At 74.1% G+C, this 24781-nt stretch carries 24 protein-coding genes; 16 read left to right on the plus strand and 8 right to left on the minus strand.

What is annotated here, in order from left to right:
* The first annotated feature begins 125 nt into the window (after nucleotides 1–125).
* Entirely contained in the window at nucleotides 126–797 is a 672-nt protein-coding gene (locus tag SGLAU_RS17190; RefSeq protein ID WP_043502495.1) for a TetR/AcrR family transcriptional regulator, read from the plus strand.
* A gap of 24 nt (nucleotides 798–821) precedes the next feature.
* Here the strand turns inward: SGLAU_RS17190 and SGLAU_RS17195 are convergent, their stop codons facing one another.
* Nucleotides 822–1703 carry a pirin family protein gene (locus tag SGLAU_RS17195; protein WP_043502498.1) on the minus strand — a complete coding sequence of 294 codons (882 nt, stop codon included), beginning with the start codon at nucleotides 1701–1703 and terminating at the stop codon, nucleotides 822–824.
* 279 nt (nucleotides 1704–1982) lie between these two features.
* Here SGLAU_RS17195 and SGLAU_RS17200 point away from each other — a divergent pair, with 279 nt between their 5' ends.
* From SGLAU_RS17200 to SGLAU_RS17225, 6 genes are all read left to right on the plus strand, one after another.
* Nucleotides 1983–2555, plus strand: coding sequence for an NADPH-dependent FMN reductase (locus tag SGLAU_RS17200; protein ID WP_043502500.1), 573 nt, complete (start codon nucleotides 1983–1985; stop codon nucleotides 2553–2555).
* A 115-nt stretch (nucleotides 2556–2670) separates the two neighbouring features.
* Nucleotides 2671–3645, plus strand: a complete 975-nt coding sequence (locus tag SGLAU_RS17205; RefSeq protein WP_043502503.1) for an NADPH:quinone reductase — start codon at nucleotides 2671–2673, stop codon at nucleotides 3643–3645.
* 374 nt (nucleotides 3646–4019) lie between these two features.
* Nucleotides 4020–5357, plus strand: coding sequence for an MFS transporter (locus SGLAU_RS17210; protein ID WP_159072784.1), 1338 nt, complete (start codon nucleotides 4020–4022; stop codon nucleotides 5355–5357).
* Between the two features lie 366 nt (nucleotides 5358–5723).
* Nucleotides 5724–7100, plus strand: a complete 1377-nt coding sequence (locus SGLAU_RS17215; protein ID WP_052414113.1) for a DUF2252 domain-containing protein — start codon at nucleotides 5724–5726, stop codon at nucleotides 7098–7100.
* Nucleotides 7101–7239: 139 nt separating this feature from the next.
* Nucleotides 7240–8073: a hypothetical protein gene (locus SGLAU_RS17220; protein ID WP_043502506.1), complete on the plus strand. Its 834-nt coding sequence runs from the start codon at nucleotides 7240–7242 to the stop codon at nucleotides 8071–8073.
* A gap of 113 nt (nucleotides 8074–8186) precedes the next feature.
* Nucleotides 8187–8516, plus strand: coding sequence for a rhodanese-like domain-containing protein (locus SGLAU_RS17225; RefSeq protein ID WP_043502508.1), 330 nt, complete (start codon nucleotides 8187–8189; stop codon nucleotides 8514–8516).
* Nucleotides 8517–8693: 177 nt separating this feature from the next.
* Here SGLAU_RS17225 and SGLAU_RS17230 read toward each other — a convergent pair whose 3' ends face one another.
* The 5 genes from SGLAU_RS17230 to paaA all read right to left on the minus strand — a co-directional run bounded on the left by SGLAU_RS17230 (nucleotide 8694) and on the right by paaA (nucleotide 12370).
* Nucleotides 8694–9758, minus strand: a complete 1065-nt coding sequence (locus tag SGLAU_RS17230; RefSeq protein WP_043502509.1) for a 2Fe-2S iron-sulfur cluster-binding protein — start codon at nucleotides 9756–9758, stop codon at nucleotides 8694–8696.
* A complete protein-coding gene (paaD, locus tag SGLAU_RS17235; protein WP_043502511.1) occupies nucleotides 9758–10309 on the minus strand; it encodes a 1,2-phenylacetyl-CoA epoxidase subunit PaaD in 552 nt (183 codons plus the stop codon). The genes SGLAU_RS17230 and paaD overlap by 1 nt, the downstream gene beginning before the upstream one ends.
* Nucleotides 10303–10971 carry a 1,2-phenylacetyl-CoA epoxidase subunit PaaC gene (gene paaC, locus SGLAU_RS17240; protein WP_099052943.1) on the minus strand — a complete coding sequence of 223 codons (669 nt, stop codon included), beginning with the start codon at nucleotides 10969–10971 and terminating at the stop codon, nucleotides 10303–10305. Before paaC ends, paaD begins: the two co-directional genes overlap by 7 nt.
* A 101-nt stretch (nucleotides 10972–11072) precedes the next feature.
* Nucleotides 11073–11360, minus strand: coding sequence for a 1,2-phenylacetyl-CoA epoxidase subunit PaaB (gene paaB, locus SGLAU_RS17245; RefSeq protein ID WP_043502513.1), 288 nt, complete (start codon nucleotides 11358–11360; stop codon nucleotides 11073–11075).
* Nucleotides 11357–12370: a 1,2-phenylacetyl-CoA epoxidase subunit PaaA gene (paaA, locus tag SGLAU_RS17250; RefSeq protein ID WP_043502515.1), complete on the minus strand. Its 1014-nt coding sequence runs from the start codon at nucleotides 12368–12370 to the stop codon at nucleotides 11357–11359. Before paaA ends, paaB begins: the two co-directional genes overlap by 4 nt.
* A gap of 318 nt (nucleotides 12371–12688) precedes the next feature.
* Between paaA and SGLAU_RS17255 the strand changes: the two genes are divergently transcribed.
* The 3 genes from SGLAU_RS17255 (at nucleotide 12689) to SGLAU_RS17265 (ending at nucleotide 15726) form a co-directional block, all read left to right on the plus strand.
* Complete coding sequence (locus SGLAU_RS17255) at nucleotides 12689–13519, plus strand: DUF5819 family protein (RefSeq protein WP_412556233.1); 831 nt, start codon at nucleotides 12689–12691, stop codon at nucleotides 13517–13519.
* The gene (locus tag SGLAU_RS17260) at nucleotides 13516–14820 is read left to right on the plus strand and encodes an HTTM domain-containing protein (RefSeq protein ID WP_107408969.1); all 1305 of its coding nucleotides are present in this window, start codon (nucleotides 13516–13518) and stop codon (nucleotides 14818–14820) included. Before SGLAU_RS17255 ends, SGLAU_RS17260 begins: the two co-directional genes overlap by 4 nt.
* Before the next feature lie 129 nt (nucleotides 14821–14949).
* Nucleotides 14950–15726, plus strand: a complete 777-nt coding sequence (locus SGLAU_RS17265) for a TrmH family RNA methyltransferase (protein ID WP_052413798.1) — start codon at nucleotides 14950–14952, stop codon at nucleotides 15724–15726.
* Between the two features lie 15 nt (nucleotides 15727–15741).
* On the opposite strand, the gene paaN is transcribed toward SGLAU_RS17265, so the two are convergent.
* The gene (paaN, locus tag SGLAU_RS17270) at nucleotides 15742–17433 is read right to left on the minus strand and encodes a phenylacetic acid degradation protein PaaN (protein ID WP_043502521.1); all 1692 of its coding nucleotides are present in this window, start codon (nucleotides 17431–17433) and stop codon (nucleotides 15742–15744) included.
* 159 nt (nucleotides 17434–17592) lie between these two features.
* On the opposite strand from paaN, the gene SGLAU_RS17275 reads away from it, so the two are divergent.
* The 3 genes from SGLAU_RS17275 (at nucleotide 17593) to SGLAU_RS17285 (ending at nucleotide 20300) form a co-directional block, all read left to right on the plus strand.
* Nucleotides 17593–19110, plus strand: coding sequence for a 3-hydroxyacyl-CoA dehydrogenase (locus tag SGLAU_RS17275; RefSeq protein ID WP_043502523.1), 1518 nt, complete (start codon nucleotides 17593–17595; stop codon nucleotides 19108–19110).
* On the plus strand, nucleotides 19107–19697 hold the full coding sequence (locus SGLAU_RS17280; RefSeq protein WP_043502525.1) for a TetR/AcrR family transcriptional regulator: 591 nt from the start codon (nucleotides 19107–19109) through the stop codon (nucleotides 19695–19697). The genes SGLAU_RS17275 and SGLAU_RS17280 overlap by 4 nt, the downstream gene beginning before the upstream one ends.
* A gap of 291 nt (nucleotides 19698–19988) precedes the next feature.
* On the plus strand, nucleotides 19989–20300 hold the full coding sequence (locus tag SGLAU_RS17285) for a hypothetical protein (RefSeq protein WP_043502528.1): 312 nt from the start codon (nucleotides 19989–19991) through the stop codon (nucleotides 20298–20300).
* A 144-nt stretch (nucleotides 20301–20444) separates the two neighbouring features.
* Here SGLAU_RS17285 and SGLAU_RS17290 read toward each other — a convergent pair whose 3' ends face one another.
* On the minus strand, nucleotides 20445–20945 hold the full coding sequence (locus SGLAU_RS17290; RefSeq protein WP_412556234.1) for an Lrp/AsnC family transcriptional regulator: 501 nt from the start codon (nucleotides 20943–20945) through the stop codon (nucleotides 20445–20447).
* A gap of 191 nt (nucleotides 20946–21136) precedes the next feature.
* On the opposite strand from SGLAU_RS17290, the gene pdhA reads away from it, so the two are divergent.
* Genes pdhA through SGLAU_RS17305 form a run of 3 tightly spaced genes read left to right on the plus strand, consistent with a single transcriptional unit; the run spans nucleotide 21137 to nucleotide 24740 of the window.
* A complete protein-coding gene (pdhA, locus tag SGLAU_RS17295; protein WP_043502532.1) occupies nucleotides 21137–22273 on the plus strand; it encodes a pyruvate dehydrogenase (acetyl-transferring) E1 component subunit alpha in 1137 nt (378 codons plus the stop codon).
* Nucleotides 22270–23274 carry an alpha-ketoacid dehydrogenase subunit beta gene (locus tag SGLAU_RS17300; RefSeq protein WP_043502535.1) on the plus strand — a complete coding sequence of 335 codons (1005 nt, stop codon included), beginning with the start codon at nucleotides 22270–22272 and terminating at the stop codon, nucleotides 23272–23274. The genes pdhA and SGLAU_RS17300 overlap by 4 nt, the downstream gene beginning before the upstream one ends.
* Complete coding sequence (locus SGLAU_RS17305) at nucleotides 23274–24740, plus strand: dihydrolipoamide acetyltransferase family protein (protein ID WP_043502538.1); 1467 nt, start codon at nucleotides 23274–23276, stop codon at nucleotides 24738–24740. Before SGLAU_RS17300 ends, SGLAU_RS17305 begins: the two co-directional genes overlap by 1 nt.
* The last annotated feature ends 41 nt before the right edge of the window (nucleotides 24741–24781 follow it).

The raw sequence follows: 24781 nt of genomic DNA on the forward strand, positions 1-24781 counted from the left end.
AAGGCGTTCCCCCGCGGCGTGGTGCCGCTGGGCTGAACTGAACTATACGGTTCGGTTCAGTTGAGGGCAAGGGGCCGGTTCCCGATCCCTAGACTGAGTGGCCGTACCAGCACCGAGGAGTGGACATGCGCACAGCGAAGAGCGCCCCGGAGGGGCCACCGGCCGCCCCGTCCGGAGCCCGGGCAGCGCGGAAGCGGCAGGCCATCCTGGAGGCGGCCCACCGGGTCTTCCTGCGCGAGGGCTTCGGCGCCGGCGTGGACCTGCTGGCGGCCGAGGCCGGGGTCTCCAAGGTCACCCTCTACAACCACTTCGGCAGCAAGGAGAACCTCTTCAAGGAGGTGATCGGCCGCACCCTCGACGAGGCGCTGGGCGCCTCGGAGTCGCTGATCACCGACCGGCTCGCCGAGTCCGACGACGTCCGGTCCGACCTCCTCGCGGCCTGCCGGTCCTGGGTGGCGGGTCTCGCCACACCCGAGGTGCTGGCCCTGCGCGACGTCATCGCCGGCGAGCGCCGCCGCTTCCCCGCGCTCGGCGAGGTCTGGCAGCAGCGCGGGCCGGTGCGGCAGCACGCGGCGCTCGCCCGGGCGCTGGGCCGGCTCGACGAGCGCGGTCTGCTGCGGATCCCGGACATGGAGCTGGCGGTGCTCCAGTTGTCGGGCCTGGTGCTCTCCCCGCACCTGGTCTACGGCTCGTACGGCGCGGACATGAGCGCGTCGCTGGCCGACCGCCTGGTGGAGGGCGGCGTCGACATGTTCCTCGCCCGCTACGGCACCGGCGCCGCGGTACCGGGGAACTGAGGGCCGGCCCCGGACGGGTCCCGCTCAGTCGTCGTAGCGGCCCAGTCGTCCGGCGGCGTGGTCGGCGTGCGCGCGGGCGATCTGCTGCGGGGTGTTCATGACGAACGGCCCGCTGCGCACGACGGGTTCGCCGATCGGCTCACCGGACAGGAACAGCAGGTCGGCGCCGGCCGGTCCGCCGGCGACGCGGACGCCGGCGCCGTCGTCGCCGAGCACGGCCAGTTCGCCGTCCTGCGTGACGCGTCCGGCCACCGAGGCGCTGCCGGTCAGCACGTACACCGCCGCGTTGTGCCCGGCGGGGGCGGGCAGTTCGGCCGGCTCGCCCGGGGCGAGGCCGGCGTGGACGACGGTCACCGGGACCTGGGTGTCGAACGGGCCCGTCGCCCCGAACGCGGAGCCGGCGATCACCTTGAACCAGGAGCCGCCGAGGGTGCGCACCACGGGGATGTCCGCCGGGCCGCGGTTCTGGGTGCGCGGGCGCAGTCCCTTGCGGGCGGCCGGGAGGTTGACCCAGATCTGGAGGTTGTGCTGGAGCCCGCCGGCCCGCCGGAAGGCTTCCGTCGGCATGGCCGAGTGCACCACGCCGGCGCCCGCGGTGAGCCACTGCGCGGCGCCCGGCGGCACCACGCCCCGGCTGCCGGTCGAGTCCGCGTACTCCAGGTCGCCCGCCAGGACGTAGGCGATCGTCTCGAACCCCCGGTGGGGGTGGTCCGGGGCGCCCTTCGCCTCGCCGGGCCCGAGCCGCACCGGACCGACCTGGTCGACCATCAGGAACGGGTCGAGCAGCGGCAGGTGGGCCGTCGGGAACGGCCGCCGGACGGGGAAGCCCTCGCCCTCCACGGTGTGGACGGGCGGCAGGACGGCGGTGACCGAGCGGGTGGCGGTGCTGTTCTTGGCGGCCTGCATGACGACACCTTCCGATGGGCGACGCGAGTCGGGAGCTCGAGTGGGCTTGAGCGGGCTTGGACGGGCCCGAGCGGACGCAGTCTAAGTGGACTGAACTGTTTAGTTCATTTATACGCGCCGTCCCGGCACCCGGCAAGGGCCCCCGGCGTGACCCGACGTGACCCCGACGTGACACACGAGCTGACACAGTCCACCGCCCGCGCTCGCGGCCCCCGCGCGGACGACGGCAGACTCCCCGCGTAACCCCCCGCTGACGCAACACCGTTGGAAGGACCGCTCATGCCCGAGCTCAAGATCCTGGCCATCTCCGGCAGCCTGCGCTCCGCCTCCTACAACGGCGCCCTGGTGCGCGCGGCACAGAAGTTCGCCCCGGGGAACATGACGGTCGAAATCTACGAGGGCCTGCGCGACATCCCCCTCTACGACCAGGACCTCGACACCGCGACGCCCCCGGCCGCCGTGGCCGACCTGCGCCGCCGCATCACCGAGGCGGACGGCCTGTTCATCGCCACCCCCGAGTACAACTACGGCATCCCCGGCCCGCTGAAGAACGCCCTCGACTGGGCGAGCACCCCCGGCCTGAACTCCTCGCTCACCCGCAAGCCGATCGCCCTCGCCGGCGCCGCCCCCTCCAACTTCGGCACCGTGCGCGCCCAGCTGTCCCTGCGCCAGCTGTTCCTGTGGACCGACTCCCAGGTCGTCGGCAAACCCGAACTGCAGATCTTCCGCGCCCACGAGCGCTTCGACGAGGCCGGCAACCTCACCGACGAGTCCACCATCGAGCTGCTGGGCGCCCTGCTCGACGCCCTCGCCGCCCGCATCCGGGACAGCAAGGCCGCCACGGCCGCCTGACCCGCCGACGGCCCGGCTGCCGAGGCCGTCCCCGAGACCCCGAAGGGCCGTCTCGCTCACCCGTACGGCCCTTCGGCACCTTCCCGCCCCGCAACACCAAGGGAGTTGGCACAGCATGCGCGCGGCGTTCATCGAAGAGCTGGGTCCGGCGGACAACATCCGCTACGGCGAGGTGCCGGCACCGGACCCGGGTCCCACGGACGTCCTGGTCGAGGTGGAGGCCGTGTCCGCCAACCCCGTCGACACCTTCGTCCGGTCCGGGATCTTCCGCACCCCCGTGGAGTTCCCGTTCGTCATCGGCCGCGACCTCGTCGGCACCGTCGTCACCGCCGGACCGGGCGCCCCGGGCTTCACACCCGGCGACCGCGTCTGGTGCAACAGCCTCGGCCACGGCGGCCGGCAGGGCGCCGCCGCCGAGCGGGCCGTCGTCCCCGCCGACCGGCTCTACCACCTGCCCCCCGGCATCGACCCGGCCACCGCCGTCGCCGTCGTGCACCCCGCGGCCACCGCCTACCTCGGCCTGTTCACCCACGGCCGGGTCCGCCCAGGCGAGACGGTCCTGGTCGCCGGGGCGGCCGGGAACGTCGGCGGCGCCCTGGTCGTCATGGCCGCCGAGGCCGGCGCCCGGGTCGTCGCGACCGCCGCCGCACGCGACGCCGGGTACGTCGCCTCGCTCGGCGCGCACACGGTGCTGGACTACCGCGACCCCGGCCTACCCGAGCTGCTCCGCAAGGAATGCCCGGACGGCGTCGACGTCCACCTCGACACCTCCGGCACCAACGACCTCACCACCGCCGTGGACAGCCTGGCGCACCGCGGGCGGATCGTGCTGCTGGCCGGGGCCCGCACCCAGCCGGTGCTGCCCGCCGGACCCCTCTACATGAAGGACGGCTCCGTCGTCGGCTTCGTCATCTCCCACGCCACCACCGCCGAACTCGCCGAAGCCGCCCGCACGGTCAACCACCTGCTGACCTCCGGCCGGCTGCGGCCCCGCTCCCTGGAACGCGTCCCCCTGGCCGAGGCGGCCCGCGTCCACCAGCGCCTGGAGGCGGGCGAACTGCACGGGCGGCGCGTGGTGCTGGTGCCGTAGCGGAACGGAACGGAACCGGAACCGGAGCCATACCGGCCAGGACCGACACCACCAGGACCCGACACATGATCCCCGGACCTGACGGACTGCCCACGCCCGCCCCGGACCGCGGACGGGCCGCTGCGACACTCGGCGCCATGGACGACACCCACGCGTCACCGGCAGCGGCGCCGACGCCGGCAGGCGGGAGGTCACCGGCGGTATCGGCTGACGGCCCGGTGCCGGCTGCTGTCCCGAGACCGGCTGACGGCCCGGTGCCGGTGATCTCACCGCCGCCCCCGGCGACACGGGTCCCGCCACCGGGTTCGCGAGACCGCCGCGGGAGGCGGCGTTTCGGCCCGCTCGGCACCGTCCACCTGACGCTCAACGCCTCCGTGTCGGTGACCTTCGCCGCGGGCCCGGCGATGCAGCGCGAACTGGGCCTGACCCGCACGGACCTCGTCCTCGACACCGCCGCCTACGGCCTCGCCTTCAGCGGCCTGCTCCTGCTCGGCGGCCGGCTCACCGACCGGAGCGGCCGGCGCACCGTGTTCACCCTGGGCACCGCCCTGTTCGCCCTCGCCTCCCTCGCCGCCGCGCTCGCCCAGGGACCCTGGACACTGATGGCCGCCCGCTTCGCGCAGGGCTGCGGCGCCGCGCTGGCCGCCCCCGCCGCGATGGCCCTGCTGAAGACCGTCTTCCCCGAGGGCCGGGCCCGCTCCGCCGCCACGGCACTGTGGGGACTGCTGGCCAGCCTCGGCGCCTCCGCCGGGATCCTGCTCAGCGGCGCACTGGTCACCTGGACGTCCTGGCGGTGGAGCTTCGTCGTCCTGGCCGCGGCCGCCGCCCTGGCACTCGCCGCAGCCGTACGCACCCTCCCGCCCGGACCGCCCCCGCACCGCGTCCCCGTGGACCTGCTCGGCGCCCTGTCCGGGACCGGCGCGCTGACCCTGCTCGGCTGCGGCTGCGCCCTGGCCGGCCCGTACGGCTGGTCCTCGGCACCCGTACTCGGCGCACTCGCCGCCGGAGCCGTCCTGCTCACCGCCTTCACGGCCACCGAACGCCGGGTGCCCGCCCCCCTGCTGCCACCCGGCTTCCTCGCCTCCCGCCCGCGCGCCACCGCCCTGGTGTGCGCGCTGTTCGGCCCCGGAACCGGTGCCGCCACGGCGTTCCTGCTCGCCCTCTACCTCCAGCAGGCCCGCGGCTACTCCGCCCTCGCCAACGCCGGGGCGTTCCTGCCGTACACCGCGGTGCTCCTCGCCGTGGGCACCGTCGCCGGCCCCGCCGTGGCCCGGCTGGGCCCGCGCACGGTCGCCGTGACCGGCGCGGCGGCGATCGCCGCCGGTCTCCACGTCATCGGCGGCACCGGTATCCGCGGTGCGTCGACCCCGGCGCTGCTGGCCGGCATGGCCGTCGTGGCCGGCGGTATCGGCCTGCTGATGTCGGCGGCCGTGGTGGCGGCCGTGGCCGGGACGGGCGACCGGGAGACCGCCCTGGCCGGCGCGGTGGTGAACGCCGCCATCCTGGCCGGACCGACGCTCAGCATCGCCCTGGTCACCTCGGCGGTCCAGTCCCGCACGGCCGGCCTCACGGCGGCCGGCCGTCCCGCCGCGGCGGCCGGCGGTTACGCCTTCGCCTTCGAGTCGCTCGCCGCCGCCGCCGTACTGCTCTGCGCGACGGCGGCCTACGGCCTGCGCCCGGACGCCCCGCACGGCCCGCGCCCGGGCGGGTGAACCGGTTGTCCACAGCCGATGAGCGCGGTTGTCCACAGGGCTGACGCCCTCCCCCCGGGCGGCGGTACGGTCGGCACGAACCGATGGCGAACGGCCAGGTGCCGTGCAAGGACGGGGGAGGCGGTCGACGTGACCGAGGCGGACGCGACGGCGCGGACCGGAAGGGAGCCCACAGGGCAACCCGGAGGCCAGCCCGGGGATCAGCCCGAAGGCCGGTCAGGGGGTCAGTCCGGAGACCGGCCCGGGGGTCAGTCGGGAGACCGGCCCGCAGCGAGGGCTGGAGGCCGGTCCGGGGCGAGGCCCGGAGCACAGGCAGGGGCGGGTGCCGAAGCGCGGACGTCCGGGGAACCGGGAGCACGGCGGCGGCTGCCCCAGGTGCCCGGATTCGCCGAGTGGCCCGGCCACGGCTCGCCCAAGGAAGAGGGCAAGGCCCTGCGGGACCGCGTGCCACGGCACGCGCACGCCCACCTCGACCTCGACGCCGCCCGCCCCGACGCGGTGACCGCCGTCGAGGAGTCCAACCGCGACCGCATACCCGAGCTCACGCCGCTGCGGATCGGCCGGATGGCGGCCACACCGTTCGCCTTCCTGCGCGGCACGGCCGGACTCATGGCGTACGACCTCGCCCGCACCCCCGTCACCGGCATAGGCGCCCAGATCTGCGGTGACGCGCACGCGGCGAACTTCGGACTCTACGGCGACGCGCGCGGCGGCCTCGTCATCGACCTCAACGACTTCGACGAGACGGTGCACGGCCCCTGGGAGTGGGACCTCAAACGGCTCGCCACCTCCCTGGTGCTCGCCGGCCGGGAGGCCGGCGCCGATGAGGACACCTGCCGCGCGGCGGCCCGCGACGCGGCGGGCGCCTACCGCCGCACCATGCGGCTGCTGGCCAGAATGCCGGTACTGGACGCGTGGAACGCCATCGCCGACGAGGAGCTGGTCTCCCACACCGACGCCCACGACCTCCTCGGCACCCTGGACCGGGTCTCGGAGAAGGCGCGGGCCAACACCAGCGGACGGTTCGCGGCCAAGTCGACCGAGCCCGCCCCGGACGGCGGACGCCGCTTCGTGGAGGCGCCCCCGGTGCTGCGGCGGATACCCGACGCGGAAGCGGCGGCGGTCGCCGCGGCCCTGGAGGAGTACACGACCACGCTCCCCGAGGACCGCCTGCCCCTGCTGGCCCGCCACGCGGTGCACGACGTGGCGTTCCGTGTGGTCGGCACGGGGAGCGTGGGCACCCGTTCCTACGTCGTCCTCCTCCTCGACCACCGTGGGGAGCCTTTGATCCTCCAGGTCAAGGAGGCCCGCCCGTCCGCCCTGCTGCCCCACCTGACGACCGTCGGCTTCCAGGCCCCGCCCGTGGACCACGAGGGTCACCGCGTCGTGCTCGGCCAGAAGCGCATGCAGGTGGTCAGCGACATGCTGCTGGGCTGGACGACGGTCGACGGCCGTCCCTACCAGGTCCGCCAGTTCCGCAACCGCAAGGGCAGCGTCGACCCGGCCGCCCTCGCCGCGGACCAGGTCGACGACTACGCCCGCATGACCGGCGCCCTGCTGGCCCGCGCCCACTCCCACAGCGCCGACCCACGCCTGATCGCCGGCTACTGCGGCAAGAACGGCGAGCTGGACGAGGCCGTGGCCGCCTTCGCCCTCACCTACGCCGACCGCACCGAGGCCGACCACGCGAACCTGCTGGCGGCGATCCGGGCGGGCCGGGTGAGGGCGGAGACGGGGGTGTGAGGAAGGGGCGGGGCCTCGGGGTGTGAGGAAGGGGCGGGGGCTCGGGGGTGAGGGGAGGGAGGGGGGTGGGGGGGAGGGGGAGGGGAAGCCCCCCCGGGTGACAGATTCGGTGCCCCGGGACGTGGCCTACGCTGGTCAGGTGACCACCCCGGAAGCTGAGCAGCCGCAGTCCGTGTCCTCCGACGGTGCCGCGTCGCGGCCCGAGGAGCGGTTGGAGCGGGCCGTGCGGGCCGCCGAGCAGGCGCTGATCGAGTTCGAGATCGCGGTGGAGACGTTCCGTGTCGAGGTGGAGAACTTCTCCCGGCTGCACCACCAGCGGCTCGGCCCGATGTACGCCCGCCTGGAGGAGCTCGACGCGGAGATCGCCGAGGCGAAGGCGGCGCGCACCGGTGATCCCGAGGACCTGCGGGTCGCGCAGGAGTTGCGGGCCCGGGTGATGCCGATGCCGTCCGTGGAGGAGCTGTTCCACGGGTGGATGGACGGCGAGGGGCTGTTCCCGGAGGCGTCCGCGATGCTCACGGACCAGCCGGTACGGCCCCCGCAGCGGGTGCGCCCCACCGAGGAGGCCCGCCGGCTCTACCGCGAGCTGGCCCGCAAGGCCCACCCCGACCTGGCTCAGGAGGAGGGCGAGCGGGCGCGGCGCGAGGAGTTCATCACCCGCGTCAACGCGGCCTACGGCCGGGGCGACGAGGCACTGCTGAAGGAGCTGGCCGAGGAGTGGGCCGCCGGTCCGGTGCCCGAGGAGCAGCGTCCGAGCCGCAGTGAGGAGCTGTACGCCCGGCTGGACTGGCTGGCGCGGCGCAAGGAACTGCTCGCGGTGATCGCGAAGGATCTGGAGGAGAGCGCGATCGGCGGGATGCTGCGGCTGGCGCCGGACGACCCGGACCGTCTCCTCGACGAGATCGCCGAGCAGCTGCTGACCGAGGTCGCCCGTCGCGAGTCGGAACTGGCGGCGCTGCGGGCACAGGGCTGAACGGTCGCCGGGCTGGGCGGTCACGGGCTGAGCGGTCGCCGGGCCGACGCGGGGGCGGGCGGGCCGAAGTCGTGCAGTCCGGTAGCGTCGGGAGTATGAGTTTCGGAGCTGGGGTGCCCACCGTGCAGGTCACGGACCTGAAGGACGACGACTTCCTGCTGGACGTCCGCGAGGACGACGAGTGGCAGGCCGGTCACGCCGAGGGAGCGCTGCACATCCCCATCAGCGACTTCGTGGCGCGCTACGGCGAGCTGACCGAGGCGGCCCCGCAGGACGGCCGCGTCAACGTCATCTGCCGCTCGGGTGGACGCTCGGCGCAGGTGACCATGTACTTGGCCCAGCAGGGCATCGACGCCGTGAACGTCGACGGCGGCATGCAGGCGTGGGAGGCGGCGGGCCGTCCCGTCGTGACCGACCAGGGGCAGCCGGGGTACGTGCTGTAGGCCCGACGAGGCCGTTCTCGCTCAGTGGGCCGACCGGCCGACCGGCCGAGCAGTGGCTGGCCGGCCGGTTATGCGGTCCTGCCCGGCACCGCCGCCGGGCCGAGGGCTTCACACGCCCGGTCGCGGCGGCGGTGCGGCGTGGTGCCGGTGCTGCGGGACGGGCTCGGTGGTCGACGCTCAGCGGTCGAAGTCCAGCTCCACCTGCTCCGTCACGGGACGGGACTGGCACGCCAGTACGTACCCGGCCTCCGTCTCCTCCGTCTCCAGCGCGTAGTTGCGGTCCATGCGCACCTCGCCGGAGACCAGGAAGGCCCGGCAGGTCCCGCACACGCCGCCCTTGCAGGCGTACGGCGCGTCGGGCCGGTTGCGCAGCACCGTGTCCAGCAGGGACTCGCCGTCCTGCACGGGCCAGGTGCCGCCGCGGCCGTCGAGCCGGGCCGTCACCGTGCTGTGCGCGGGTGCGGGTCTCGCCGGTCCTCCGGTCGGGCCGGCGTCCACGTGGAAGATCTCCTCGTGGATGCGGGCGCGGGGCACGGCCAGGTCGCGCAGTGCCCGCTCGGCGCCCTGGACGAGCCCGAAGGGTCCGCACAGGAACCATCCGGCGACCTCCGCCACCGGCAGCAGCGAGGGGAGCAGTCCGGTCAGCCGTTCCCGGTCGAGCCGTCCGGACGGCAGTCCCGCCTGCTGTTCCTCCCGGGAGAGCACCGTGACCAGCTGGAGCCGTTCGGGGTAGCGGTCCTTCAGGTCGGCGACTTCCTCGAGGAACATCGTCGAGGCGGTCGTGCGGTCGCTGCGGATCAGGCAGAACCGGGCTCCGGGTTCGCGCGCCAGCAGGGTGGAGGCGATCGACAGCACGGGGGTGATGCCGCTGCCGCCGACGATCGCCGCGTAGAGGCCGGGCGCCGGATCGACGGTGAAGCGGCCTGCCGGAGTCATGACCTCCAGCTCGTCACCGATGTCGATCTCCTTGAGCGCGTACGTCGAGAACGCGCCGCCCTCGACCAGCCGCACCCCGACCCGCAGGGCGCGTGGGCCGTCGTCGTCGGGGGCGGGTGCGGGGGAGCAGATCGAGTAGGTGCGCCGGATCTCGGTGCCGTCCGCCCGGCGGCGCAGGGCGAGGTGCTGGCCGGGCGCGTGCCGGTACTCCTCGCGCAGTTCCGGGGGCACGGCGAGGGTCAGGGCGACGGAGTCGTCGGTGAGCCGGTCGACGGCGGCCACCCGGAGTGTGTGGAAGCGGGCCATCACAACTCCTTGAAGTGGTCGAACGGTTCACGGCAGGCGAGACAGCGGCGCAACGCCTTGCACGCGGTGGAGGAGAAGCGGCTGAGCAGTTCGGTGTCGGCGGATCCGCAGTGCGGGCAGCGGACCGGGTCGAATTCCGGCTGTGGGGCCGGTCCGGGGCCGGGGGCCGAGGTGCGGGTGGGGCCCAGGGTGACGGGGACCGGTCCGTGTTCGCGGCGCGTACGGGGCGGGGCGATGCCGAACGCGCGGAGTTTGCGGCGGCCTTCGTCGGTGATGTCGTCCGTGGTCCAGGCGGGGGTGAGCACGGTGCGCACGGTGACGTGCCGTATGCCGTGTTCGTGCAGGACCCGTTCTATGTCCAGGGTCATCGCCTCGACGGCGGGGCAGCCGGTGTAGGTCGGGGTCAGCTCGACCTCGGCCGTGCCGGTGTCGCGCAGCCGCACCGCGCGCAGCACGCCCAGCTCCCGCAGGGTGAGCACGGGCAGCTCGGGGTCGGGCACCGACCCGGCGAGCTCCAGCAGTTCCGCCTCCAGCGGGGTGGCCGCTACCACGACGCCCCCGGGTGGCTGCGGTGCAGGTGCTGCATTTCGGCGAGCATCCGGCCGAAGGGTTCGGTGTGCAGGCCCTGCCGGCCCGCGCCCGCCGACCAGGCGCCGGTGCGCGGTCCCTCGGGCACGCTGAGGGTGGCCCGGCGCAGTACCTCTCCGACGGATTCCAGCCAGGCCGCTTCCATGCCGGCCCAGTCGGTGTCCACGCCGTCCACCGGCTGGAACATCTCGCCGGTGAACCGCCACAGCGTCTCGCAGGCCCGCCGCATCCGTTCCCGGCTGGTGTCGGTGCCGTCACCGAGTCGCAGGGTCCACTGTTCGGCGTGGTCGCGGTGGTAGGCGACCTCCTTGACGGCCTTGGCGGCGAGACCCGCGAATGGGCCGTCCCCGGCGGCCAGCCGGTCGTACAGCAGATGCTGGTAGGTGGAGAAGTAGAGCTGGCGGGCGATGGTGTGGGCGAAGTCGCCGTTGGGCTGCTCCACGAGCTGGACGTTGCGGAAGGCGCGTTCCTCGCGCAGGTACGCCAGTTCGTCCTCGTCGCCGGCCATCGACAGCAGCACCCGGGCCTGGCCGAGCAGGTCCAGGGCGATGTTGGCCAGGGCGACCTCCTCCTCCAGGACGGGGGCGTGGCCGGCCCATTCGCCGAGGCGGTGGGAGAGCACCAGGGCGTCGTCGCCGAGGGCGAGGGCCGCAGCGGTCGTCCTGCCGGCGGGCTCGGTCGTCGTGTCCGGGGTCTCCGTGCCGGGGGTCGTGGTGTCCGGGGTGGTCACAGGTGCTGCACCCCTTCGGGGATCTCGTAGAACGTCGGGTGCCGGTACGGCTTGTCGGCGGCCGGCTCGAAGAACGGGTCCTTCTCGTCGGGCGAGGAGGCGGTGATCGCCGCGGACGGCACGACCCAGATGGAGACGCCCTCGCCGCGCCGTGTGTACAGGTCGCGGGCGTTGCGCAGGGCGAGTTCCGCGTCCGGGGCGTGCAGGCTGCCGGCGTGGGTGTGGGAGAGTCCGCGCCGGGAGCGGACGAAGACCTCCCACAGGGGCCAGTCGTTGGTGGTCATGCTCGCGCTTCTCCGTTCCCGCCGGCGTGCTTGTCCGCGTAGGCCGCGGCCGCCTCACGCACCCACGCGCCCTCCTCGTGGGCCCGCCTGCGCTGTTCGATCCGCTGTTCGTTGCACGGTCCGTTGCCCTTGAGGACCTCCCAGAACTCCGTCCAGTCGATCGGTCCGAAGTCGTAGTGGCCGCGTTCCTCGTTCCAGCGCAGGTCCGGGTCGGGGAGGGTGAGGCCCAGGGACTCGGCCTGCGGGACGCAGATGTCGACGAAGCGCTGGCGCAGCTCGTCGTTGGAGTGCCGCTTGATCTTCCAGGCCATGGACTGTGCCGAGTGCTGGGACTCGTCGTCGGGCGGGCCGAACATCATCAGGGACGGCCACCACCAGCGGTTGACCGCGTCCTGCGCCATCGCGTGCTGTTCCGGGGTGCCCTTGCTGAGTGCGAGCAGCAGTTCGTATCCCTGGCGCTGGTGGAAGGACTCCTCCTTGCAGATGCGGACCATCGCGCGGGCGTACGGCCCGTAGGAGCAGCGGCACAGGGGGACCTGGTTGGTGATCGCGGCGCCGTCCACCAGCCAGCCGATGGCGCCGACGTCGGCCCAGGTCAGCGTGGGGTAGTTGAAGATCGACGAGTACTTCTGGCGGCCCGCGTGGAGCTTGTCCAGCAGCTCGTCGCGGCTGGTGCCGAGAGTCTCCGCCGCGCTGTAGAGGTACAGGCCGTGTCCGGCTTCGTCCTGGACCTTGGCCATCAGGATGGCCTTGCGGCGCAGCGACGGCGCGCGGGTGATCCAGTTGGCCTCCGGCTGCATGCCGATGATCTCGGAGTGGGCGTGCTGGGCGATCTGCCGGACGAGCGTCGCGCGGTAGGCGTCGGGCATCCAGTCACGCGGTTCGATGCGCTCGTCGGCGGCCACGGCGGCGTCGAACACGCGCTGGTACGCGGTGGTGTCACCGGCGTCGTCCTGGGCGCCGCCGTATGCCTGACCGCGGGCAGTGGGCTGCGCGGCTGCTGTCGCCATCTGGTCCCCCTCGACCTGGGCTCCGCGAGGAGCAAGCTCCCGACCGATCGTTCGGTTCGTGCGCTTCCATGGTGGGACGGGCGCCGTAAGGTGTCAACCGCTGTGGATGACCTCCCGGCGGTGGCTGTGGACAAGTGCCACGGCGACCCGGCGGGGGGCTGTGCCCGGCGGGCTGTGCTGAGTAGCGTTCCGCTGGGGCGCCGCGGGCAACGGCGCGGGGCGACGACGGCTCCGCGGGGGTCCGGCGGCGGCGCCGCACGGGGGAGTCGCACGGACGGGCGGGCGGGAAACACGGACCGGATGCGGAAACGGGGCGGAATGGACGCGCACGGCGCAAGGGACGCGTACGAGTCAGGCGCGGCCGCGCCACCGCCCCCGCCGCCTCCAGGGACCCCGCAGCCCGCGGCGGACCCGGTGGTGACACCGTCCCCCATGGCCCCTACCGCCCCCCCGGCCTCTGATGCCGCCGGCGGCACCGCCCCGGCCGGCCCCACCACCCCCCGCACCGGCGTGGCCGCCCTGTCCCCCCGTTACCAGGCAGGGGTCGCGCTGGCGCTCGCGGTCGTCGCGGTGGCGGTCTGTGTGCACCTCGGCATGGTCTTCCTGCACGTCGCGCCGTCGAACACGCTGACCAAGGCGCACGGCAAGGCGATCGACGAGTGGATCTATCCGGAGTTCGAGCAGAACTGGAAGCTGTTCGCGCCGAACCCGCTCCAGCAGAACGTCGCGGTCCAGGTCCGGGCCCGGATCCGCACCGCGGACGGCGACTTCCGCACCACCGGCTGGTACGACCTGTCCGCCGAGGACGGCCGGGCCATCGACGGCAACCTGCTGCCCAGCCACACCCAGCAGAACGAGCTGCGCCGGGCCTGGGACTTCTACACCACCACCCACGGCGGGGAGCAGCGGGCCACCGCCTCACGCGGCCTGCTCGCCGAGACGTATCTGCGCCGCATCGTCGTCCTGCGCCTGCACCGCGCGGAGGCCGCCGGACCGGGCGGTGTCCTCGAACGCGTCCAGGTCCGCTCCCGCATCACCCCGGTGCGCCCGCCCGAATGGAGCGGGGAGCGGATCCCGCCGAAACCGGTGGACCGGGTGCTGCCCTGGTGGACGGTGCCGGCGGACGAGTCCCGGGGAGGTGCCGGGTGAACCGCTTCGCCCTGGCGCTGTCCGGCGCCATCGCGCGGGCCACCGAGTCGGCCATCGGTCCGTACCAGACCGCGGTGATCCGCATCGGCTTCGCGCTGACCTGGCTGCTGTTCCTGGTGCGCGAGTTCCCGCACCGCGCGGAGCTGTACGGCCCGGACGGGCCCTGGAGCTGGACGCTCGCCGAGGAGCTGATCCGGCAGAACGGCGCGTTCACCGTGCTGATGTGGTCCGACGGCCGCGTCTGGTTCGAGTTCGTCTACGCGCTCGCCGCCGTCTCCAGCCTGCTGCTGATGCTGGGCTGGCGGACGCGCACCATGTCCGTGCTGTTCATGGTGGGCGTGCTGTCGCTGCAGAACCGCAGCGTGTTCATGGGGGACGGCGGAGACAACGTCCTGCACCTGATGTCCCTGTACCTGGTCCTGACCCGCTGCGGGCAGGTCTGGTCGCTGGACGCGCGGCGTGCCCGCCGTGTCCGGGAGGCACGCGCGCGTGGGGAGCGGCCCGGGGACCGCACCGGTCCCGTGCTGTGGGCCGTGCTGGGCCTGGCGCTCGCGGCGGCCACCGCGGCGGGCCGGTTCGACGGCGATCCGATGGTGCCGTCGCTGCTGTGGGGCGTCCTTCTGGCGCAGGCGTTGTGGTGGCTGGTCGGCCGCTACGCGCGGACCGCGCAGCCGCGAATCCTGCTCGACGTGATCGCCGACATCCTGCACAACGGCGCCCTGCTGGTGATCATGGCCGAGGCCTGTCTGATCTACGCCACGGCCGGCTGGTACAAGATCCAGGGCTCCCGCTGGCAGGACGGCACCGCCGTGTACTACCCGCTGCACCTGGACTACTTCTCGCCCTGGCCGGAACTCGCCGACGCGCTGTCCGCCAACGGCACGATGGTCATGCTGGTGACGTACGGGACGGTCCTGGTGCAGGTCGCCTTCCCGTTCACCCTGCTGCACCGGCGACTCAAGAACGTGCTGCTCGCGGCCATGATCACCGAGCATCTGGTGATCGCCGTCGTGCTCGGGCTGCCGTTCTTCTCGCTGGCGATGATCGCGGCGGACGCGGTTTTCCTGCCGACGTCGTTCCTGCGCCGCCTGGGCGGCTGGGCGGCAGGCGCACGCGCCCGGCTGTCCTCCCGTGCGAGGCGCACCCCGGCACCGGACACCCCCGCCCCGCGGCAGGCCGTGCCCGAGCAACCGGTGGCCGGGCAACCCACGCACGAGCAAGCAGTGCCCGAGCGGTCCCTCCGCGGACAGGCCGCCCCCGGACCGGCCGTCCCCGGCCACACGGAATCCCCGGCTCCCTAGCCGGCCGGCCGTCAGCAGCACCCCGGGGGCCACGGCGCCCGGCAGGGCACGCCTGCTGCCCGTGGCGCGGCGGGCAGGGCCCCTGGGCCGCACGGCCCGTGGTGCGGGCGGCGCCGTAGGCTGCACGCCATGAACGACCCCGCGAGCCACGCCGTGGCCGGCTCCGCCGACCTCGTGACCGCCTGGCACCGGCTGGCCGGCACCTGCGTGCTGCTGGACGGCTTCCACGCCCTCAAGCACGCCGTGCGGTTCGGTGCCGAGGTCCCGGTCGCGGTCGCCGCCGACCGGCGCGCCGCGCTCACCCTCGCCGAGGAGCTGGCCCCGGACGTCCGGCCGGCGCTGGAGGCGCTGCTCACCGAGGTGCCGGAGCGGACGTACGCCGCGCTCGTGCCGCGCCCGCATCCCACCGCGGTGGCCGCCCTCGCCGTACGGCCGTCCCGCGCGGCGAACCTGGAGCGGCTGGCCCGCACGGCGCGCAGCAGTCCGGTGGTGGTGCTCGACAACCCGCGCAACCTGGGCAACGCGGGCGCGGTGATCCGGCTGGCCGCCGGTTTCGGCGCGACCGGTGTGGTCACCACCGGCACCCTCGACCCCTGGCACCCCACGGTGGTGCGCGGTGGGGCCGGCCTGCACTTCGCGACCGCCGTGGAGCGGCTGGCGGTGGCGGAACTGCCGCCGGGCCCGGTGTTCGCGCTGGACCCGGAGGGCGACGACCTCCGCGGGGTGCGGCTCCCGGACGACGCCGTCCTCGCCTTCGGCTCCGAGCGCAGCGGGCTCTCCGCCGAACTGCGCGCGCGGGCCGACCACCTGCTGTCGCTGCCGATGCGTCCCCAGGTCTCCAGCTACAACCTCGCGACCAGCGTGGCCATGACGCTGTACCACTGGAGCCTGGGGGGCGGCGTCTGAGGCGGCGCCCCGCCTCTACGCCTCGCGCCGCACCTCGACCACCCGGAAGCGGCTGGCGACGAAGGCGCCGTCGGTGAGGGCCGCGTTGGCCGCCGGGTTGCCGCCCGAGCCGTGGAAGTCCGAGAAGGCGGCGGTCTGGTTGACGTACACCCCTCCGGTGAGGTTGAGGGAGAGCTGGGCGGCCTCCTCCAGGCAGACCTCCTCGACGGCCCGCTCGACCTCGGCGTCGGTGGTGTAGGCACCGACCGTCATGGCGCCCTTCTCGCGGACCGTGCGCCGCAGCAGCTCCAGCGCGTCGGCGGCCGAGTCGACGGCGACGGCGAAGGAGACCGGGCCGAAGCACTCGCTCATGCAGGCGGCCTCGTCGTCCGGCTTGGCACCGTCCAGCTTCACGATCACCGGGGTGCGCACCACCGCGTCGGGGAAGTCGGGGTTGGCGACCTCGCGGGAGGCCAGCGCGACCTCGCCGAGGCCCGCGGCGGCGTCCAGCCGGGCCTTGACGTCCGGGTTGACGATGGCGCCCAGCAGGGCGTTCGCGCGGGCGTCGTCGCCGAGCAGGCCGTCCACCGCGCGGGCGAGGTCGGCGACCACCTCGTCGTAGCTCTTGGGTCCCTGGTCGGTGCTGATGCCGCCGCGCGGGATGAGCAGGTTCTGCGGGGTGGTGCACATCTGGCCGCTGTACAGCGAGAGGGAGAACGCCAGGTTGGACAGCATCCCCTTGTAGTCACCGGTCGACTCGACGAGGACGGTGTTGACGCCGGCCTTCTCGGTGTAGACCTGCGCCTGGCGGGCGTTGGCCTCCAGCCAGTCGCCGAACGCGGTGGAACCGGTGTAGTCGATGATCCGGATCTCGGGCCGCGTGGCGAGGGTCTTGGCGATGCCCTCACCGGGCCGCTCGGCGGCCAGCGCCACCAGGTTCGGGTCGAAGCCCGCCTCGGCCAGCACGTCCCGGGCGACCCGCACGGTCAGCGCGAGCGGCAGCACCGCGCGCGGGTGCGGCTTGACGAGGACGGCGTTGCCGGTGGCGAGGGAGGCGAACAGGCCCGGGTAGCCGTTCCAGGTCGGGAAGGTGTTGCAGCCGATGACCAGGCCGATGCCGCGCGGGACGGGCGTGAACGACTTGGTCATCGCCAGCGGGTCCCGCTTGCCCTGCGGCTTGGTCCACTCCGCGGTGCCGGGGGTGCGGACCTGCTCCGCGTACGCGTACGCCACGGCCTCCAGGCCGCGGTCCTGGGCGTGCGGGCCGCCGGCCTGGAACGCCATCATGAAGGCCTGGCCGGAGGTGTGCATGACGGCGTGCGCGAACTCGTGCGTCCGGTCGCTGATCCGCTTCAGGATCTCCAGGCACACCACCGCGCGCAGTTCCGGGCCCGCGTCCCGCCACGCACGCTGGCCGGCCTTCATGGCGGGCAGCAGCACGTCGACGTCCGCGTGCGGGTACTCCACGCCCAGCTCGATGCCGTACGGCGACACCTCGCCGCCCACCCAGCCGTCGGTGCCGGGCTGGCCGAGGTCGAGGCGGGTGTTCAGCACGGCGTCGAACGCGGCCTTGCCCGCTCCCGCGTCCAGGCTGCCGTTCTCCCCGTAGGCCTTGGGGTGCTCGGGGTGCGGGGACCAGTACGCGCGTGTGCGGATCGCCTCCAGCGCCTGGTCGAGGGTGGGCCGGTGCTGGGCGATCAGCTGGTGCGCGGTGAGTTCGGCGGCCATGCGGGACCACTCCTCGTCTCAAGAGCTCTTCGTCGGGCTCATGACCTGTGGGAAGCCAGGGGCAGGAACGGGCAGACAGAGTTAGAGTAACCGAACGATCGGTCGGGACAAGGGGGTCCGCCGCATCTGTGGAAAACCCCGTGCGGGAGGATCGCGCTCATGACAGCACTCGACCTCAGCAGCCCCGTGGCCGTCGTCGGCACCGGCACCATGGGTCAGGGCATCGCCCAGGTGGCGCTCGTCGCGGGCCACCCCGTACGGCTCCACGACGCCGTCCCCGGCCGGGCGCGGGAGGCCGCCGCCGCGATCGGCGCCCGCCTCGACCGGCTCGTCGAGAAGGACCGGATGACCGCCGCCGACCGGGACGCCGCCCGGGCCCGGCTGACGCCCGCCGAGGGTCTCGCCGACCTCGCCGACTGCGCCCTGGTGGTGGAGGCGGTCCTGGAGCGGCTGGACGTCAAGCAGGACCTGTTCCGCGAGCTGGAGGACGTCGTCGCCGACGACTGCCTGCTCGCCACCAACACCTCCTCCCTGTCGGTGACGGCCATCGGCGGCGCCCTGCGCCACCCGGGCCGTTTCGTCGGCCTGCACTTCTTCAACCCGGCGCCGCTGCTGCCGCTCGTCGAGGTCGTCTCCGGTTTCGCCACCGACGTCACCTCGGCCACGCGCGCGTACGAGACGGCCCGCGCCTGGGGCAAGACGCCGGTGGCCTGCGCCGACACCCCCGGCTTCATCGTCAACCGCATCGCCCGGCCGTTCTACGCCGAGGCCTTCGCCGTGTACGAGGCGCAGGGCGCCGACCCGGCCACCATCGACGCGGTGCTGCGCGAGTCGGGCGGCTTCAGGATGGGCGCGTTCGAGCTGACCGACCTGATCGGGCAGGACGTCAACGAGTCCGTCACGCACTCGGTGTGGCAGTCCTTCTTCCAGGACGTGCGGTTCACCCCGTCCCTGGCCCAGCGCCGCCTGGTCGAGTCCGGCCGGCTCGGCCGCAAGACCGGGCAGGGCTGGTACGACTACCGCGAGGGTGCCGAGCGCCCCGAGCCGCACACCGCGGAGCCCGCCGCCGCGCCCGAGTACGTCGTCGCCGAGGGCGATCTGGGCCCGGCGGGCGAGCTGCTGGCGATGATCCGCGAGGCGGGCGTCCAGGTCCGGGAGGAGGACGAGGACAACGGCACCCGGCTGGTGCTGCCGAGCGGCGGTCAGCTCGTCCTCGCCGACGGCCAGACCTCGGTGGAGTTCCGCGACGTCGTCTACTTCGACCTCGCGCTCGACTACCGCAGGGCGACCCGGATCGCCCTGTCCGCGTCGCAGGACACCTCCCCGCGGACCCTCGCCGAGGCCACCGGCCTGTTCCAGGCGCTCGGGAAGAAGGTCAGCGTCATCGGTGACGTCCCCGGCATGATCGTGGCCCGCGCGGTGGCCCGGATCATCGACCTGGCGTACGACGCCGTCGCCAAGGGCGTGGCCACCGAGGAGGACGTCGACACCGCGATGCGGCTCGGCGTGAACTACCCCCTCGGCCCCTTCGAGTGGAACCGCCGGCTCGGCCGCGGCTGGGCCTACGCCCTCCTCGACGACCTGCATCTGCGCGACCCCTCCGGCCGGTACGCGCCGTCCCTCGCGCTCTACCGTCACGCGTACGCCACCGACAAGCGGGAGGGCAGCACGTCATGACCACGGCCAAGCGCGACACGTACACCCCGGAGACCCTGCTGACGGTCGCCGTGCGGGTCTTCAACGAGCGCGGCTACGACGGCACCTCCATGGAGCACCTGTCCAAGGCGGCGGGCATCTCCAAGTCGTCGATCTACCACCACGTCGCCGGCAAGGAGGAGCTGCTGCGACGGGCGGTCAGCCGGGCGCTGGACGGGCTGTTCGGGATCCTCGACGAGGAGCACGCGCGCGTGGGGCGCGCCGCCGACCGCCTGGAGTACGTGGTGCGGCGCATGGTCGAGGTGCTGATAGCCGAGCTGCCCTACGTGACCCTGCTGCTGCGGGTGCGCGGCAACACCGGCACCGAGCGCTGGGCGCTGGAGCGCCGCCGGGACTTCGACCACCGGGTCGCCGAGCTGCTGAGGGCCGCGGCGGCCGACGGGGACGTGCGCGACGACGTGGAGTTCCGGCTGGCGACCCGGCTGGTCTTCGGCATGATCAACTCGATCGTGGAGTGGTACCGGCCGGACGGGCGCGGCATGGGCGAGCGCGAGGTCGGCGACGCGGTGGCGCGGCTCGTCTTCGAAGGGCTGCGCCGCGCGGGCTGACGATGGCGGCGCATCGCGCACGCGCGCCGGGGTCGGTCCTTCGGTGGGTCCGCGCGCCGGGGCGGTCCTGCGGTGGGACCGCGCGCCGGGGTGGCCCGTACGCCGATACACGCGCCGGAGTGGCGTGGTGCGTTCGCGCGCCGGGGTGACCCCGCGGTGCGTTCGCGCGCCGGGGTGGCCCCGTGGTGCGTACCGCGCGCCGGGGTGGCCGCGCCGTGAGTACGCGTGCCGGGGCGGGCTGAGTACCCGTCCCCATGCCGCCGCCGGTCCCCCGGTGATGGCATGGGGCGTATGTCCGACACCGACGCGCCGTCCTCCTCCGCCGCTCACCTGACGTGGTGGCGGGCGCCCCTCGTGGCGTCCGCGCCGGGTCTGCCGCTGATCGTGCTGGACCACTTCTGGTTCGCGTCCCACGGTGGCCCCGGCCCCTTCGGGGGCGTCCTTCACTGGGCGATCGGCCTCCTCGTCCTCGCCTGGGTGCTGCCGCACCGCCGCTCCCTGCGCGGACTGCGCATCGCGGCGGCCGGGGCCGGGCTCGCGTGTGCGCTGTTCCCGCCGGGCTTCGCGCTGCTGCTGGGCCTGGCCTGGTCGGCCTCGACCTGACGGCCGCGGGCGCCGCTCCCGGCCCCACGGCCCGCCGGCCCTCCCGCTCCACTCCCCGCGCCCACCGCCGCCGGCTCACCGCGCACCGCGGCGCCCCGCTCGCGCACCGCGGCGACTCGCTGCTCACCGCCGCGGCCCGCCCGCTCACCCCTGCGGGTCCAGGTCCTCCTCCTCGAACACCAGCAGCGTGCGGGTGCTGAGCACCTCGGGGATCGCCTGGAGCCGGGTGAGCACCAGTTCGCGCAGGGCCCGGTTGTCCGGGGTGTGCACCAGCAGCAGGACGTCGAAGTCGCCGCCCACCAGGGCGATGTGCGACGCGCCGGGCAGCTGCCGCAGCTGTTCGCGGACCGTGCGCCAGGAGTTCTGCACGATCTTGAGCGTGATGTACGCGGACGTGCCGTGCCCGGCGCGTTCGTGGTCGACGCGGGCCCCGAATCCGCGGATCACCCCGTCCTCGACGAGCCGGTTGATGCGTGCGTAGGCGTTGGCGCGCGAGACGTGCACCCGCTCGGCGACCGACCGTATGGAGGCGCGGCCGTCCGCCTGGAGCATCCGCAGGATGTCCTGGTCGATGGCGTCGAGCGGGCGGGGCGGCGGCAGATCGGCACCGGTGTCGGCGGCCTCGGCCATTTGTTCAGGTGCCATGTCCCCCCGCCTTCCTGCCATGGACGTACTGCGTCCATCTCAGGCTGTGCAGAACCGTTTGTCCACAGCCTCGACCCGCCTGTAGCCAAAATGCCCCGTCGACCGAACAATCGGTAGGTGAGGCGCGTCACAGACGCCGCGCCTCTCGAAGCCGCTCCCACGAGGAGCCGCTCCCACGAGGAGGTGCCGTCATGACGGTCATGGAGCAGCGGGGCGCGTACCGGCCCACACCGCCGCCCGCCTGGCAGCCCCGAACCGACCCCGCGCCGCTGCTGCCCGACGCGGAGCCGTACCGCGTCCTCGGCACCGAGACAGCCGCGAAGGCCGACCCCGAGCTGCTGCGCACGCTCTACGCCCAGCTGGTCCGCGGCCGCCGCTACAACGCGCAGGCCACCGCCCTCACCAAGCAGGGCCGGCTCGCCGTGTACCCGTCCAGCACCGGCCAGGAGGCCTGCGAGGTCGCCGCCGCGCTCGCCCTCGAGGAGCGCGACTGGCTCTTCCCCAGCTACCGCGACACTCTCGCCGCCGTCGCCCGCGGCGTGGACCCGGTCGAGGCGCTGACCCTGCTGCGCGGCGACTGGCACACCGGCTACGACCCGTACGAGCACCGCGTGGCCCCCCTGTGCACCCCGCTCGCCACCCAGCTCCCGCACGCCGTCGGCCTCGCCCACGCCGCCCGCCTCAAGGGCGACGACGTCGTCGCGCTGGCCATGGTCGGCGACGGCGGCACCAGCGAGGGCGACTTCCACGAGGCGCTGAACTTCGCCGCCGTCTGGCAGGCACCGGTCGTCTTCCTGGTCCAGAACAACGGCTTCGCGATCTCCGTGCCGCTCGCCAAGCAGACCGCCGCCCCGACCCTGGCCCACAAGGCCGTCGGGTACGGCGTACCGGGCCGCCTGGTCGACGGCAACGACGCCGCGGCCGTGCACGAGGTGCTGACCGACGCCGTACGGCGGGCCCGCGCGGGCGGCGGCCCCACTCTCGTCGAGGCCGTGACGTACCGCGTCGACGCCCACACCAACGCCGACGACGCCACCCGCTACCGCACCGACGACGAGGTCGAGACCTGGCGCGCCCACGACCCGATCCGGCTGCTGGAGCGGGAACTGACCGACCGCGGCCTGCTCGACGAGGCCGCGATCCAGGCCGCACGGGACGACGCCGAGACCATGGCCGCCGACCTGCGCGCCCGGATGAACGCGGACGCGGAACTCGACCCCATGGACCTGTTCGCCCACGTCTACGCCGAGCCCACCCCGCAGCTGCGCGAGCAGCAGGCCCAGCTGCGGGCGGAGCTGGCGGCCGGCCAGGAAGGGGCCCACCGATGACCACCGTCGCCGTCAAGCCGGCCACCATGGCGCAGGCCCTCACGCGCGCGATGCGCGACGCCATGGCCGCCGACCCGGCCGTGCACGTCCTCGGCGAGGACGTCGGCACGCTCGGCGGCGTCTTCCGCGTCACCGACGGACTCGCCAAGGAGTTCGGCGAGGACCGCTGCACCGACACCCCGCTCGCCGAGGCCGGCATCCTCGGCACCGCCGTCGGCATGGCCATGTACGGGCTGCGCCCGGTGGTCGAGATGCAGTTCGACGCCTTCGCCTACCCCGCCTTCGAACAGCTCCTGTCGCACGTCGCGAAGATGCGCAACCGCACCCGCGGCGCGATGCCCCTCCCGATCACCATCCGCGTGCCCTACGGCGGCGGCATCGGCGGCGTCGAGCACCACAGCGACTCCTCCGAGGCGTACTACATGGCGACTCCGGGACTCCATGTCGTCACGCCCGCCACCGTCGCCGACGCCTACGGCCTGCTGCGCGCCGCCATCGCCTCCGACGACCCGGTGGTCTTCCTCGAGCCCAAGCGGCTGTACTGGTCGAAGGACTCCTGGAACCCGGAGCAGCCCCAGCACGTCGACCCCATCGGCCGCGCGGTCGTGCGGCGCTCCGGCCGCAGCGCCACGCTGATCACGTACGGTCCGTCGGTGCCCGTGTGCCTCGAAGCCGCCGAGGCCGCGCGGGCCGAGGGGTGGGACCTCGAAGTCGTCGACCTTCGCTCCCTGGTGCCGTTCGACGACGAGACGGTCTGCGCCTCGGTGCGGCGGACCGGGCGGGCGGTCGTCGTCCACGAGTCCACCGGGTTCGGCGGGCCGGGCGGAGAGATCGCCTCCCGGGTCACCGAGCGCTGCTTCCACCACCTGGAGGCGCCGGTGCTGCGCGTGGCCGGATTCGACATCCCCTATCCGCCGCCCATGCTGGAGCGGCATCATCTGCCCGGCGTCGACCGGATCCTGGACGCCGTGGCGCGTCTGCAATGGGAGGCCGAGAGCTGATGGCACAGGTGCTGGAGTTCAAGCTCCCCGACCTCGGCGAGGGGCTCACCGAGGCGGAGATCGTGCGCTGGCTGGTCCAGGTCGGCGACGTCGTCGCCGTCGACCAGCCGGTCGTCGAGGTCGAGACGGCCAAGGCGATGGTCGAGGTCCCCTGCCCCTACGGCGGTGTGGTCACCGCCCGCTTCGGCGAGGAGGGCACCGAGCTGCCCGTCGGGGCGCCCCTGATCACGGTCGCGGTCGGCGCCCCGGCCTCCGGTGCGGACACCGCCGCCCAGGCCGGCTCCCGGACCGCCGCGCGCCCGGCCGGGGACACGGCCGCGGCACCGGAGGCGAGCGAGGGCTCCGGCAACGTCCTCGTGGGTTATGGAACGGGAGCACCCCCGGCGCGCCGCCCGCGGGTGCGGCCCCAGCCGCCGGGCGCCACACCGCCCCCGCCGGCCTCCGGCTCCGCGCCGGCCGCGCCGGCTCAGGACACGCCCCGGGCCGCTCCCGCCGGGGGTACCCGGGCCGGCGGGGACACCCCGGTCAACGGCGACGGACCGGTCCCCGTGATCTCCCCGCTCGTGCGCCGCCTCGCCCGCGAGAACGGGCTCGACCTGCGGGAGCTGACCGGCTCCGGTCCCGACGGGCTGATCCTGCGCGCGGACGTCGAGTACGCGTTGCGTGCCGCCGCCGCCCAGGGCGGCCGTACGACCGCCCCGCACCCCGAACCGCAGGCGCGCGCGGCCGCCCGGCCCGAGGGCTCCGCCCAGGCACCCGCCTCCACCGCCGTCGGCGGGGGCACGCGTGTCCCGCTCAAGGGCGTGCGCGGCGCGGTCGCCGACAAGCTGTCCCGCAGCCGGCGCGAGATCCCGGACGCCACCTGCTGGGTGGACGCCGACGCCACCGAGCTCATGCGGGCCAGGGCCGCGATGAACGCGGCCGGCGGGCCGAAGATCTCCCTGCTCGCCCTGCTGGCCCGGATCTGCACCGCCGCACTCGCCCGCTACCCCGAGCTGAACTCCACCGTCGACCTCGCCGCCCGGGAGGTCGTCCGGCTCGACCAGGTCCACCTCGGGTTCGCCGCGCAGACCGAACGGGGCCTCGTCGTCCCGGTCGTCAGGGACGCGCACGCCCGCGACGCCGAGGGCCTGACCGCGGAGTTCGCCCGGCTGACCGAGGCGGCCCGGGCCGGGAGGCTGACGCCCGGGGAGCTGACCGGCGGCACCTTCACGCTGAACAACTACGGCGTGTTCGGCGTCGACGGCTCCACCCCGATCATCAACCACCCCGAGGCCGCCATGCTCGGCGTCGGCCGGATCGTCCCCAAGCCGTGGGTGCACGAGGGCGAGCTGGCCGTCCGCCAGGTCGTCCAGCTCTCGCTCACGTTCGACCACCGCGTCTGCGACGGCGGCACTGCCGGCGGCTTCCTGCGCTACGTCGCCGACTGCGTCGAACAGCCGGCGGTGCTGCTGCGCACCCTGTGACGCGTCCGCCCGTCGGGGCCACCCCTGTCCACATGCTGTGC

Origin of the sequence: Streptomyces glaucescens, assembly GCF_000761215.1 — a bacterium.
Classification (GTDB): Bacteria; Actinomycetota; Actinomycetes; order Streptomycetales; family Streptomycetaceae; genus Streptomyces; species Streptomyces glaucescens_B.

Coding starts and splice junctions, on each gene's coding strand:
- SGLAU_RS17190 (WP_043502495.1), top strand. CDS start 126: ATGCGCACAGCGAAGAGCGCCCCGGAGGGGCCACCGGCCGCCCCGTCC.
- SGLAU_RS17195 (WP_043502498.1), bottom strand. CDS start 1,703: ATGCAGGCCGCCAAGAACAGCACCGCCACCCGCTCGGTCACCGCCGTC.
- SGLAU_RS17200 (WP_043502500.1), top strand. CDS start 1,983: ATGCCCGAGCTCAAGATCCTGGCCATCTCCGGCAGCCTGCGCTCCGCC.
- SGLAU_RS17205 (WP_043502503.1), top strand. CDS start 2,671: ATGCGCGCGGCGTTCATCGAAGAGCTGGGTCCGGCGGACAACATCCGC.
- SGLAU_RS17230 (WP_043502509.1), bottom strand. CDS start 9,758: ATGGCCCGCTTCCACACACTCCGGGTGGCCGCCGTCGACCGGCTCACC.
- paaB (WP_043502513.1), bottom strand. CDS start 11,360: ATGACCACCAACGACTGGCCCCTGTGGGAGGTCTTCGTCCGCTCCCGG.
- paaA (WP_043502515.1), bottom strand. CDS start 12,370: ATGGCGACAGCAGCCGCGCAGCCCACTGCCCGCGGTCAGGCATACGGC.
- SGLAU_RS17255 (WP_412556233.1), top strand. CDS start 12,689: ATGGACGCGCACGGCGCAAGGGACGCGTACGAGTCAGGCGCGGCCGCG.
- SGLAU_RS17265 (WP_052413798.1), top strand. CDS start 14,950: ATGAACGACCCCGCGAGCCACGCCGTGGCCGGCTCCGCCGACCTCGTG.
- paaN (WP_043502521.1), bottom strand. CDS start 17,433: ATGGCCGCCGAACTCACCGCGCACCAGCTGATCGCCCAGCACCGGCCC.
- SGLAU_RS17275 (WP_043502523.1), top strand. CDS start 17,593: ATGACAGCACTCGACCTCAGCAGCCCCGTGGCCGTCGTCGGCACCGGC.
- SGLAU_RS17280 (WP_043502525.1), top strand. CDS start 19,107: ATGACCACGGCCAAGCGCGACACGTACACCCCGGAGACCCTGCTGACG.
- SGLAU_RS17285 (WP_043502528.1), top strand. CDS start 19,989: ATGTCCGACACCGACGCGCCGTCCTCCTCCGCCGCTCACCTGACGTGG.
- SGLAU_RS17290 (WP_412556234.1), bottom strand. CDS start 20,945: ATGGCACCTGAACAAATGGCCGAGGCCGCCGACACCGGTGCCGATCTG.
- pdhA (WP_043502532.1), top strand. CDS start 21,137: ATGACGGTCATGGAGCAGCGGGGCGCGTACCGGCCCACACCGCCGCCC.
- SGLAU_RS17300 (WP_043502535.1), top strand. CDS start 22,270: ATGACCACCGTCGCCGTCAAGCCGGCCACCATGGCGCAGGCCCTCACG.
- SGLAU_RS17305 (WP_043502538.1), top strand. CDS start 23,274: ATGGCACAGGTGCTGGAGTTCAAGCTCCCCGACCTCGGCGAGGGGCTC.